The organism is uncultured Tateyamaria sp. (genome assembly GCF_947487805.1).
Taxonomy (GTDB): domain Bacteria; phylum Pseudomonadota; class Alphaproteobacteria; order Rhodobacterales; family Rhodobacteraceae; genus Tateyamaria.
Genome location: NZ_CANKXW010000001.1, coordinates 1094875 through 1107430, shown reverse-complemented (window position 1 = coordinate 1107430; position 12556 = coordinate 1094875). Strand labels below are relative to the sequence as shown.

10 protein-coding genes are annotated in these 12556 nt (G+C 63.8%); 8 read left to right on the top strand and 2 right to left on the bottom strand.

The window, feature by feature from the left end; all coding sequences use genetic code 11:
* Positions 1-32: 32 nt before the first annotated feature.
* The gene (locus Q0949_RS05530; RefSeq protein WP_299369405.1) at positions 33-1055 is read right to left on the bottom strand and encodes a LacI family DNA-binding transcriptional regulator; all 1023 of its coding nucleotides are present in this window, start codon (positions 1053-1055) and stop codon (positions 33-35) included.
* A gap of 110 nt (positions 1056-1165) precedes the next feature.
* On the opposite strand from Q0949_RS05530, the gene Q0949_RS05525 reads away from it, so the two are divergent.
* The 7 genes from Q0949_RS05525 to otnK all read left to right on the top strand — a co-directional run bounded on the left by Q0949_RS05525 (position 1166) and on the right by otnK (position 8013).
* Positions 1166-2119: a tripartite tricarboxylate transporter substrate binding protein gene (locus tag Q0949_RS05525; RefSeq protein ID WP_299369403.1), complete on the top strand. Its 954-nt coding sequence runs from the start codon at positions 1166-1168 to the stop codon at positions 2117-2119.
* Between the two features lie 70 nt (positions 2120-2189).
* Positions 2190-2648 carry a tripartite tricarboxylate transporter TctB family protein gene (locus Q0949_RS05520; protein ID WP_299369401.1) on the top strand — a complete coding sequence of 153 codons (459 nt, stop codon included), beginning with the start codon at positions 2190-2192 and terminating at the stop codon, positions 2646-2648.
* Between the two features lie 9 nt (positions 2649-2657).
* Positions 2658-4145, top strand: coding sequence for a tripartite tricarboxylate transporter permease (locus Q0949_RS05515; RefSeq protein WP_299369399.1), 1488 nt, complete (start codon positions 2658-2660; stop codon positions 4143-4145).
* The gene (locus tag Q0949_RS05510) at positions 4142-4969 is read left to right on the top strand and encodes a sulfite exporter TauE/SafE family protein (RefSeq protein WP_299369397.1); all 828 of its coding nucleotides are present in this window, start codon (positions 4142-4144) and stop codon (positions 4967-4969) included. The genes Q0949_RS05515 and Q0949_RS05510 overlap by 4 nt, the downstream gene beginning before the upstream one ends.
* On the top strand, positions 4966-5823 hold the full coding sequence (locus tag Q0949_RS05505) for an alpha/beta hydrolase (RefSeq protein WP_299369395.1): 858 nt from the start codon (positions 4966-4968) through the stop codon (positions 5821-5823). Before Q0949_RS05510 ends, Q0949_RS05505 begins: the two co-directional genes overlap by 4 nt.
* Before the next feature lie 17 nt (positions 5824-5840).
* A complete protein-coding gene (ltnD, locus tag Q0949_RS05500) occupies positions 5841-6737 on the top strand; it encodes an L-threonate dehydrogenase (RefSeq protein ID WP_299369393.1) in 897 nt (298 codons plus the stop codon).
* 4 nt (positions 6738-6741) lie between these two features.
* Positions 6742-8013, top strand: a complete 1272-nt coding sequence (gene otnK, locus Q0949_RS05495; RefSeq protein WP_299369391.1) for a 3-oxo-tetronate kinase — start codon at positions 6742-6744, stop codon at positions 8011-8013.
* A 9-nt stretch (positions 8014-8022) separates the two neighbouring features.
* On the opposite strand, the gene Q0949_RS05490 is transcribed toward otnK, so the two are convergent.
* Positions 8023-10401 (bottom strand): peptidoglycan-binding protein, encoded by a 2379-nt coding sequence (locus Q0949_RS05490; protein WP_299369389.1) that lies wholly within the window; start codon positions 10399-10401, stop codon positions 8023-8025.
* Between the two features lie 238 nt (positions 10402-10639).
* Here Q0949_RS05490 and Q0949_RS05485 point away from each other — a divergent pair, with 238 nt between their 5' ends.
* Complete coding sequence (locus Q0949_RS05485) at positions 10640-12529, top strand: SLC13 family permease (protein ID WP_299369515.1); 1890 nt, start codon at positions 10640-10642, stop codon at positions 12527-12529.
* Positions 12530-12556: the final 27 nt, after the last annotated feature.

The following is a 12556-nucleotide window of genomic DNA, read 5'->3' as shown; positions in this document are numbered from 1 at the left end:
GCAGGGCACGCGACCGATCATGCACGCGGGGTTCAGGCGGTTTTACCGTCGGAGATCTTGAAAGACAGATCCTTGATGACATTGCCGCTCTCGCGCGAGGACAAGAGCAATCGCGCAGCCTCCCGGCCCATCTCGAAACGCGGGGTCTCGATGCTGGACAACGGAATGGGCGTCGCCTTTCCGATATCGATCCCGTTAAAGCCCAACAGCCCAAGCTCGCCCGGAACGTCGATGCCTGCCGCCAGCGCATGGAACAGCCCGCCCAGCGCGAGGTCGTCATTGGCGTAGAAGATGCAGTCGATCTCCGGGTGTTGCTGGCGCAGCGCTGCGGTGGTCTGCGCCCCGACCATGGCCGACGACCTGTCCTCGGAGATGAGCGAGGCAACAAGCGGACAGCCCAGCGCCTGCAACCGCGCCTCAAAGGCGCGCCTGCGCGCTTTGGACCGCTGCGGTTTCTCGCTCCATGCGCCGATATAGCCGATCTTGCGATAGCCCCGTCCATGCAGGTAATCCGCCGCCGCGATGGCCGCCGCACTGTGGGATATGCCCACCGCAGACCCGATCGGAGCGCCTTCGATATCCATGATCTGGACCACGGGAATGTCGAGTTGCGCGATCATGCCGGGGATTGGATCGAGGTGGTGCAGCCCTGTCAGAATGATGCCCATGGGCGACCACGACAACAATTCGCGAATGACCTTCAACTCGCGGTCCCTGTCATATTCGCTCAGGCCCAGCACCGCGTGCAGGCCCTGATCGTTCAGGATCGATTCGATACCGTCCAGTACTGATGGAAACACTTCGTTGCTCATCGACGGCAGAACGACGGCCACCAGATTGCTGCTCTGGTTCTTCAACGCGCCGGCCACCCGATTGGGCGTGTAGCTGAGCGAATTCGCTGCCGCCATGACCTTGTCGCGCAGCTTGTCCGAGATGTTGGGCGCATCGCGCATCACGCGCGACACGGATATCTCAGAGACACCCGCCAGCAGGGCCACATCCCGCAATGTTGACCGGGCGGGCTTGTCTCCCTTGATGTCTGATCTACCACTCATAGGGCTCGTATATTTCATCGACCTGACGCTGACAACGATAACAATTTCAATTGACAGCGTTACCAATTGAATGACAACGTTACCAATATTGACTTCACTGGGAGGAAATCATGAAGCTCACGACTGTATTCTCGACGGCCATCGCGGCCGCAATCTCTGCCTCGGCGGCCCTTGCCGACGGGTTTCCCGAACGTCCAATCAATCTGATCGCGCCTTTCAACGCAGGCGGCGGCACCGACCTGTTGCTGCGCGGTTTGGCCCCGCATTTCGCCGAAGCCATCGGGGCGAACGCCTTTGTCTCCAACATGGCGGGCGGGTCCGGCACGGTGGCCGCCTCTGCACTGCAAGGCCAGCGCCCTGACGGGTATCAACTGGCCTACATGTCGATCACCGTCTCGACGATCCAGCCACAGATCAAGGACGTGCCCTATGGTCTGGACAGCTGGACTCCGATCTGCTCGGTGGCCGCCTCCCCCACCCTGCTCTTTGTCTCCAATGACAGCCCCTTCCAGACCGCCGAAGACGTGGTCGCCGCCGTCAAGGCAGAGCCGGGCAAATACGTCTATGGCTCGTCCGGCCCGGGGGCGATGACCCACCTGACCACAGTTGCTGCCTTTGCCGGGCTTGGCATTCTGGATGATCTCAAACATCTGCCTTTCCAGGGCTCCGGCCCCGCGATCAAGGAACTGACTGCTGGCAACATCCAGTTCTTTGGCGACACCGAGGTGCTGATGCAGCGCGGCGATTTCCGGCCCCTGATGGTGTTCAACAGCCAACGGCTGGAAAACTATCCTGACGTACCCACCGCAACCGAAGTCGGCATCGAAGCGCCGCTAAACGAACTCTATCTCTGGGGCGGTCTCTTTGCGCCTGCGGGGCTTGAGCCCGAGGTGACGGCGAAACTGGAAGCGGCCTGTGAAACAGCCGTCGCCTCCGAAGGGTTCCAGACCTTTGCAGAGAACTCCGGCACGGTCATCAACTACCGCGGTGCCGAGGAATTCGACGCGTTCTACCGGGCGCAATACGAGTCCAACGGCGCGCTGATCGAAGCCGCCGGGCTCTGATCAAAGACCCGACTGTCACCCGCTGCTGCCTGCGCGCGGGTGACATCACACCCCATCAAAGGACTATCTCATGCAACGTCTCGCCAATGAACGGGTGATCGTTCAGCTGGGCCTGTTGATCGTGGCCGTGGCGCTCTATGCCTCGACTTTTCAGCAAAGCTTTAGTGCCTCCGATCTTGCCCAGTCGCCGATGTTCTTTCCGCGCATCATTCTGACGCTTTGGATCGGTCTGGCGGTCATCGCATTGGTCCAGACCATACGCGCGGACGAAACACAGCCCGTCATCGCCAGCTGGCCGCGCATTGCCATCGTGATCGTGGCCGCGCTGATCTATTGCAACATCATCGCCTCCGAAGGGTTCTTCCTGCCCTCCGTCGTCTTTGCCCTCGTCTGCCTGCCCGCCTTTGGCATTCGCAACCCGTTGCTTGTCGTGCCTTTTGCCATTCTCGTACCCGGCGCACTGGTTCTCCTGTTCAATCACACGCTTGGCATGCCCCTGCCCACCTCGCGTTTCACCTACCTGTTCTGAGGTCCCCAGATGCTGTCAGCCCTTCCCGACGCCATCGCCATCCTGCTCAGCTTCGAAGGGCTGCTGGTGCTTGTTCTCGGCACCGTCCTTGGCATCGTGCTGGGTGCCATGCCCGGCATCGGGTCCACCGTGGCGGTGGCGATCGTCCTGCCATTTACCCTGACGATGAGCCAGGCCCCCGCCATCATCCTGCTGCTCGCGGTCTATGCGGGGTCGGTCTATGGCGGCTCCATCGCCGCGATTCTGATCAACACCCCCGGCACCCCGCAATCGGCCGCCACCTGCCTGGACGGATATCCGATGGCACAGCGGGGCGACGCGGGCCTCGCCCTGGGCTGGGCCACTGTGGCGTCCGTGGTGGGCGGCCTTGTCTCCGCCGTCGTCCTGATCTTTGCCGCGCCGCAACTGGCGGCCTTTGCCCTGCAATTCGGACCGATTGAAACCTTTGCGCTGATCCTGCTGGGCATGACCTGCATCGTGTCCGTGTCGACAGGGTCTGTGGTCAAGGGGTTGATGGCCGGGATGATCGGTATCTTTCTGTCCACCGTCGGCGGCGACCCGATTCTGGGCGAGATGCGATTTACCTTTGGCAACTGGCAACTCTTTGCCGGGTTCAACCTGCTCGCGGTGGTGATTGGCGTCTTTGCCCTATCCGAGGTCTTTATCCGCGCCAGCGCTTCGGTCAACAAAGTGTCCGAGCTTGTCGCCTTCAACGGCGTTGTCTTGCCCAGTTGGCAGATGTGGAAAGGCCGTTTTGGCAACCTCGCCAAATCGGTCGCCATTGGCAATGTCATCGGCGTTCTGCCCGGCACGGGGGCGGCGACCGCGGCCTTCATCTCCTATGCCGAGGGGCGCCGGTCGTCCCCCAACCGCGATGGGTTCGGCAAGGGGGAGCCAGACGGCATCGTCTCGTCCGAGGCCGCCAATAACGCGGTGACCGGCGGCGCGCTTGTGCCCACCATGGCGCTTGGCATTCCGGGCGACGCGATCACGGCGGTGATGCTGGCCACCCTGACTCTGCACGGGATCACGCCGGGGCCGAGGCTCGTCGACGACAACCCGACGCTGATTGCCGCGATCTTTGCCGGGTTCTTCGTGATCAACCTGCTGCTGCTGCCGCTGGGGATGCTGCTGTCACGGGTCGCGGCCCCAATCCTGCGGGTGCGCGAGGCGTTCATGATGACCGCCATCGTCATCCTCTGCGCGGTTGGCATCTATTTTGTGCGCGGCAACCCGTTCGATCTTCTGGTGATGGGCGGCGCGGGATTCGTCGGGTTCCTGCTGCGCCGCCAAGGCGTGCCCATGGCGCCACTGGTCATCGGCATGGTGCTTGGCCCGACGCTCGAACTGACATTGCGACAGGGGCTGATCCTGACCGATGGCAGCTTTGTCGCCTTCTTCACCGGGCATCCCATCGCACTCGTGCTCGCAATCGCGGCGGTGCTCGCGCTCAGCCTTCCGCTCCTGCGGGCGCTCCTGGCGCGGAGAGCATCATGAGCGACCCCACGAACTGGGTGCTCATCGTGCCAATCCTCCTGATCGTCGGAGCGGTGGCCGGCACGCTGGCAGGCCTTCTGGGTGTCGGTGGCGGGATCGTGATCGTGCCGGTGCTCTATTGGCTGACCCAAGCGGGCATGCTCGACGTCGCGGCAGACGTGGCAATCCATTTCGCGGTGGCGACATCGCTTCTGACCATCATACCGACCTCGATTTCCTCGGCCCGCGCGCACCACAGGAAGGGATCCATCGATCTGGCGCTGTTTCGATCCTGGGCACCAATGATGGTGGTGGGTGCCTTGCTGGGCGGCCTCCTTGCCGCAAATGTGAACGCGTCGTTCCTGTCGGCCGTGTTCGGCATCATCGCCCTGATTGTCGTGGCGAACATGCTGAACCCCAAACCATTCACCCTCGCCCCTGAACCGCCGCGTTCCCTGCCCGCGCGCTCCGCCATCGCAGGACCGATCGGCGCGTTTTCGGCGATGATGGGTATTGGCGGCGGCACCCTGTCGGTGCCAACGCTGACCCTGCTGTCATTCCCCGTGCACCGCGCGGTTGGCACGGCTGCACTTTTCGGCCTGATGATCGCAGTGCCGGGCATCGTCGGCTATGCGCTGGCCGGACAGGACATACCCGGCCTCCTCGCCTATTCGCTGGGCTACATCAACATTCCCGCCGCCGTGGTGATCTCGGTCGCAACGTTCGTCTTCGCCCCGTTGGGCGTAAAGATCGCGCACCGTCTGGACGCACGCCGCCTGCGTATCGCCTTTGCCGTGTTTCTCGCCATCAGCGGTGTCAAAATGCTGTCGGAGGCCTTGGCGTGAACATCCAGGACGCCCCCCCGGTCGAAGGTCCGCTGGAAACCGCACGGCTGCGGGTCCATCACGCCCGCGCGCCCCACACCGACACCGCGGCACCGCGCGTGCTGTTCCTCGGCGGGTCGAACTTTGATCTGCGGTACAAACGCTCTGCCCTCACCTCGGCGGTGGCCAGCATTTGTGACCTGGCCACCTATGAACCCCGCGGCATCGGCCGAACCGAGCAACCGGGCGGCACATGGACCATGCAGGACTATGCGCGTGATGCGCTGGCGGTTCTGGACGCGTTGGGCTGGACGGACGCAATCGTGGTCGGCGAAAGCTTTGGCGGAATGACCGCGCTGCACCTCGCGGCACTGGCACCGGACCGCATTCGCAGGCTCGTCATCGCCTCCGCAACCGCCGGTGGCCCGGATCACCGATCCTTTGACATCTCGTCCTTTCTGGCGCTCTCGCGGCGGGATGCGGCGGTCGAGGCGCTGTGCCTGCAAGACAGCCGCAACCGCGCCATGCGCACCGACGCCCCTGACCACTTTGCCACCATTCTGGCTGCCCGCGTGGCCTTCGAAGAGGCCTTTACCGATCCGTCCATTGCAAGCGGTGGCTACGCCCGGCTTCTGGATGCGCGGCGCGGCCATGACTGCACCGCTTTGCTGTCGCAGATCACCCAACCCACCTGCATCCTCGCGGGGCGGTTTGACGAACAGGCCCGTCCACAAGCGCAATGCGCCCTCGCCGATGGCCTGCCGGACGCGCAATTCCACCTCTTCGATGCCGGACACGGCGTCCTGTTTTCCACGCCAGAGGCCACGGACACCGCGGTGCAGTTCATCCGCGTCGCGGCACCCGCACAAAGCTAACCTTTCGGAGAATTTACATGAGCAACGTCGCAATTTTCGGCCTTGGGGCGATGGGATACGGCATAGCCGCCTCAATCCAGCGGGCGGGCCACACCACGTGGGGCTTTGACGTCGTTGCCGCCCAAATGGACCGCTTTCGCAGCGAAGGCGGTGCCGCAGGCACCCCGACAGAGGTTGCCGCATCTCTGGACGCCGTGGCCGTTGTCGTGCTGAACGCGGCCCAGACCGAGGCGGTGATGTTCGGCGACGAGGGGATCGTGCCACAGCTGCGCAAGGGCGCGGTCGTGCTGGCCTGCGCCACCGTGCCCCCCGAATTCGCCCGCCAGATGGAGGCGCGCTGTGCCGCGCACGGCGTCCACTATCTGGATGCGCCAATCTCCGGTGGCGCCGCCAAGGCCGCCGCGGGCAAGCTGTCGATCATGGCCGCAGGCACGCCAGACGCCTTTGCCGCGGCAAAGCCAGTGCTTGATGCCACGGCCGAGACCGTCTTTGCGCTCGGTGATGAGGCAGGTCCCGGATCGGCGATGAAGGCCGTCAACCAGCTGCTCGCAGGCGTGCATATCGCCACCATGGCCGAGGCGTTGACCTTTGGCATGACCCAGGGCGTTGATCCAGCGCAGTTCGTCGACGTCATCAGCAAATGCGCAGGCTCCAGCTGGATGCTCGAAAACCGTGCGCCGCATATTGTTGAGGGCGACTACACCCCGCTCAGTTCGGTCAATATCTGGCCCAAGGATCTGGGCATCGTGCTGGACATCGCGAAACAGGCCAGCTTCTCCGCGCCGATCACCGCCGTGGCCCTGCAACAGTTCATCGCCGCCGCAGGCATGGGTCTGGGCGGCGAGGATGACGCCGCCGTGGCCAAGGTCTATGCCCGCAACGCAGGCCTGACCCTGCCCGGCGACGAGGACTGATCCGATGGCAACCGTGCTGGGCTGCATTGCCGACGATTTCACCGGCGCCACGGATCTCGCCGGGCTTCTTGCGCGCAGCGGCGCGCGGGTGTCGCTGCGGATCGGCGTTCCGACCAGCCCGCCAACAGACACCGCCCCGTTCGAGGTCATCGCATTGAAAAGCCGGACAGCCCCGCAGGCCGAGGCAATCGCGGACGCCCGCGCCGCGCTGGCTTGGTTACAAACGGCCGGTGCCGAACGGTTTTTCTGGAAATACTGCTCCACCTTCGACAGCACCGCCGAGGGCAATATCGGCCCCGTCGCCGAGGCGTTGATGGCCGATATCGGTACGGATCAGACCATCTACTGCCCCGCGTTTCCCGAAAACGGGCGATCCATCTACATGGGCAACCTCTTTGTCGGCGAACAGCCCCTGTCCGAAAGCCCGATGAAGGACCACCCCCTCACGCCGATGCGCGACAGCAACCTGATGCGTCTGCTGACCCCGCAGGTGAGGCGGGATGTGGGGCTGATCAACCAGCCTGTCGTGGCCCAAGGTACTGCGGCCGTGCGCGGGAGCCTTGATGCGCTGCGCACCCAGGGGACCGCGCATGTGATCATCGACGCGGTTGCCGACGCGGACCTCGAGACCATCGCGCGCGCTTGCCGCCACTTACCGCTTTTGACCGGCGGGTCCGCGATCGCGATGCCACTGCCTGAACTTTACGCCAGCGACGGATGGCTGTCTCTGGATCGCACCGAGACCGGTCACGCAGCCCCCCCTGCCCGCACGGTTGTGTTGTCGGGCAGTTGCTCGTCCATGACGCGTGCCCAGGTGGCAGCCTATATCGCCACCGGCGCGCCGCATTATCGACTGGACCCGCTGGCGCTGGCGCAGGACGGTCCGCGCGCTGTTCTGGAATGGTTGGCGCGGCAGGACTTGGACAAGGCGCCGTTGGTCTATGCCACTGCCGCACCTGCCAGCGTCAAGGCCGCGCAGGCCTGCCTGGGCACAGAAGCGGCGGGTCGTCTGGTCGAAGACACCCTTGCCACCTGCGCCACCACCGCACGCGATGCCGGTGCGCGCCGGATCATCGTGGCCGGGGGTGAGACATCCGGCGCGGTTACCAAGGCCCTGCGCGTAAACCGTCTGGATATAGGCCACGAAATCGCGCCCGGCGTGCCATGGACCTTTTGCACCAGCGCGGGCCATGACATCGCACTGGCGCTCAAATCCGGCAATTTCGGAACAGAGACGTTCTTTACCGACGCCTTACGCATCCTCGAAGCGACATAGCTCGCGCCATCAGGGCACCTGACCACACGGCATTTGGAAACTGCGCCCCGTATCGAGGCTGTAAAGCGTCGCTTCGGATCTGCCGACGCCGGTCACCTCGAAATTCGCACCATAAAGCCCGCCTTGAAAGATGAACCCAAGCGCCTGTTTGGCATTGTCGGGCGCATCGGGAATGATCTGCACCCGCTTGCCCCGGTACACATGCGCGCATGGCGAACGCACAGGCTTGGCGCGTGCAGCGGCCGCGGCGCGGCGTTGTGCGGCGGCTTGCGCCTGCGCGGCGGCCCGCCGGGCCTCTTCGGCCTTGCGCTGCGCCGCCTCCGCCTCGCGCTTCAGACGCGCCATCTCCGCTTCCATCTCGCGGCGCGCCTGCTCGGACCGTTCCAGATCATTCAGCGCCGTCAGACGCACCGCCGCTTGCAGCGAAATGTCGTCCTCCGGAAACCGGTCCAGCATTTCGGTATAGATCAGCTTCGCGCGTGCACGGTCATTGCCCGCGTCATAGCGTGCCGCCGCAATGAACATCTTTTTCGCCGTGTCCGCCGTCATCGCGGCGTTGAACCGGCAGACATCCACCGACCCCGACCGGCCCAGCGCCTGTTCCAGCTCACCCACCAGTGTGCAGTCCCCTGCCTCCATCGCGGTTGCAAACCGGGCCTCGTTTGCGCGGCGTTCCTGCGTGGCCCTGCATTCCGAAATACGGTTTTCATATCCCGCCACCCCGGAGGCCAGCGCCGACGCGCCGTCGCAGTCGAAGGCCGACAGGGCGGTTTCGATCTTTGCCCGTTGCGCAGTCTCGCGGGCATGTGCGTCGCAATCGGCCTGCGTGCGGTCCTGCCGATAGTCCGCATCGACCTGCGAAAACGCCACGCACGACCCCGCATCAAACAGCTGATCGGCCTCGGCCACGGCCCGGTCAAAGGCGCGCTGCTCGGCGCGGGCCGTCGCCTCGGCCTTTTTCCGTCGCGACGTCGCTGTGCCCAGTAATGCTGTGCGCGAGCGTTGATAGGACAGACGGTCCGCCCCACCGCGTGTGCGCATGTACAAATCCCCCGAATTGGCCGGACCAACAATGCGCCCGGACCGTCCGATGAATTTGACCAAAGGTGCCGCATCGCCAAAAAAGTTATAGGCCTGAAGCAGCTTGCGCTGGCCCGTGCTGGCATTGAGGACTTCAACCGACCTTGCCCCGGCAACCACAACCTCGTTCCGGCCGCTCAAAAAATCGAACGACACAACATCGGACCCATAGTCAAACGATGAAAACGAGGTCCATCGCCCTGCGTCCGCCCGGAAAAAATGCAGTTTCCGCGCCCCTTCCAACGCCACCAGCGACTTGCCCCCATCCACAAGCACCACCTGGGTCAGCGCGGACGCCACCCCCGGCAGGTCAAGCGACGCGGCGGTATTCCGCGCCAGATCAGCAGAAACCAGACCCCCGGCTTCCGTCAGGATCACAAGCGACTGGTCGGCCTGATTGACTACCACCTGTCTGGCGGGCCGCCCTCCGGTATCCACCTCAATACGGTCGCGTGTGGAACGGTCGACGACAAAGACATCTCCGCCGGGCGACATTACCGCGATCCGCTGCGCATCCACATAATGCACCGCCGGGTCCGGGATGCCGCGCAGCTGGAACACCGACCGTTCCCCGGTCTCAAGGTCCACTTGCGTGACCCGTCCGCCGGAATTGGCATAAAGCGCCTGCTTGCCATCGTCGCTCAGCGACACGGAAACAGCACTGGGAATGGCGTCATAGATCACCCGACCCGTCGGCGCATCCCAGATCAGCGCACTGCCATCGGCCTTCAACCCGAACAAGGTGCGCCTGGATCTGTCCACTACCAGCTGCGAAACTTGGCTGCTGTCGACCAGAGCGTCTTCGACAAACATGTCCTTCTGGCGCTGCAACTTGTCCTCAGCGACACGCTCGAACAGCCGCTTTTCCTGCAAAGGGGTCAGCGTGCCCGTCTTGGCAGCCGCGATAGACGCCTGAAAGGCCATGATGCCGCGCCGGGTCGCAGGGCCAAACACGCCGTCTGCCGTGCCCACGTCAAAGCCCAGCTTGTTCAACGACGTCTGTATCCGCTTGTTGCGGCTCCGCTTGTCGGCAGTCTCCGCCTCTTTCGCCGTGTTGGTCAGAATGTAACACGACCCGTGTTTCCGGCATTCCTGCAACGCGCGCCGGTCGGCCTCGGCCTGGGTCGCGTATCCCCCGGCCCAACCGCAGGCGCGCTTGTCCTTGCGTGTCGCAAATGACCGCTTGCTGCCCTGGCTCAGGTATTCACGATAAAGCCCCCGGCAATCCCCCTTCATCGGGTTGGCGACTGCCCGGTCCGGCGTTGCAACGATCCCGACCAGACACGCCAAAAGCGCCGCTTGGAACATTCTAAAAATATCTACACCCGGCATCGCAATGGATGCCCTTTTGCCAAATGCCTTAAACAACACCGTACCCCGCAAACCCGTTCCCGAACTTTACCCGGATTCCCGTGCCACACCACAGTTTTGACCAATGGCGCGCAGCGGTGCACCACCGCAACAGGCACGACTGGCCGGGATCTCCGGCAGGACTGGCACTATGCGCGCCCACAAACCGCGGCTAAGCTTTGGTGGCGGAGGAATGATGGAAACGACTGTACTGACGTTCGAAATGATGGTGGTCCTCGGGCTGCTGGGTTTGACGGTTTTCCTGTTTGTTTCCGAGATCATACGCATCGACCTTGCCGCGATCCTTGTCATGGTTGTCCTCGGTGTGCTCAGCACCCTGCCGGGGCTGGAAAGCCTGTCCAACAGGGCGGACCTCTTCTCCGGGTTTTCCTCCAACGCGGTCATCTCGATCATCGCGGTGATGATCATCGGCGCGGGGCTGGACAAAACCGGCCTCATGTCCAAGGTCGCAACGCTGATCCTCAAACGCGGCGGCACGACCGAGGCGCGGATCATCCCCATCGTTTCCGGCACGGTCGGCGTCATCAGCTCCTTCATGCAGAACGTGGGCGCGGCGGCCCTGTTCCTGCCAGTCATCTCGCGCATCTCGGCCCGGACGGAAATCCCGATGAGCCGGCTGGCCATGCCCATGGGGTTCTGCGCCATTCTGGGCGGCACGATCACGATGGTCGGGTCATCGCCCCTGATCCTGCTGAACGATCTGTTGATCTCGGCCAACCGGACCTTGCCATCGGACCAGCAGATGGACACGTTTGGCCTGTTCTCCGTCACCCCTATCGGGATCATGCTGGTGCTGACGGGCCTGCTCTATTTCGTGCTGCTGGGGCGCTGGATCCTGCCCGGTCAGCGCGGTCGCGGCGAAGACGCAGGCGCCGCCCGCTCCATGCAGGCCTATATCGAAAACACCTATGGGCTGCGCGCCGACATGTTCGAGGTGCACGTGCCCGAGGGGTCGATCCTGATCGGCCAGACACTGTCGGACATCATGGTGGCCCATCACCTCTATATCCTCGGCACGTCCTACAAGGGGCACAAGGTCATCGCACCCATGGCCGACACCGTGATCGAAGCGCCCGCACGGCTGGCCGTGCTGGGGCTGCGCCGGGTTTTGCAGGACGAGTTCGCGGATCCCTACGGGCTGGAGATCCTGCCTGCGCTCGAGGTGTTTGCCGATGATTTCGCCGCCACGGAATCCGGTGTGGCCGAGGTCGTGATCCCACCGGGATCCAGCGTGATCGGGCAGTGTCCGATCGATCTGCGCCTGCGCCAGACGCATGGCCTGTCCGTCCTCGCCATCCACCGCGGCGAGGAAACCATGAGCCACGTGGAAACCGAAGACCACGTGGCCACCCATATCGGCCGGGTGCTGCTGCAAGCGGGCGACACGCTGGTCGTCCATGTGCAATGGGAACGGCTGACGCGGCTGAAACGGGATCAGGACTATGTCGTGGTCACCTCCGACTTCCCGCAAGAGGAATTGCGCCCGCACAAGGTGAACTGGGCGCTTGGGTTCTTCCTGATGACGCTCTGCCTGATCCTGTTCACCGACCTTCTGCTGTCGCTGGCCCTGCTGGCCGGTGCGGTGGGCATGATCCTGTCCCGCGTGCTGTCGGTGGACGAGGCCTACGAGGCCGTCAGCTGGAGCACGGTGTTCCTGCTCGCCTCGCTCATCCCGCTGGGCATGGCGGTGCAAAATACCGGCACTGCCGCCTGGATCGCTGAACAGATCCTGTCGCTGCTGGATGGCTGGCCGCTGTGGTCGCTTCAGGCCGGGCTGGCCATTCTGGCGACCGTGTTCACGCTGGTGATGTCGAATGTGGGCGCAACCGTCCTGCTGGTCCCGCTGGCGATCTCTATTGCAATCTCCGCAGGCGGTGATCCGGCCGTCTTTGCCCTGACGGTGGCGATCTCGACGTCGAACTCCTTCCTGATCCCCACGCACCAGGTCAACGCGCTGATCATGGGGCCCGCGGGTTACCGCGTCGTGGATTTCGTCCGCTCAGGCGGTATCATGACGGTCTTGTTCCTGATCGTGTCCATGATCGGCTTGACCCTCTTCATCTAGCCGCCCAAACGTGGGCCGACCGATCCG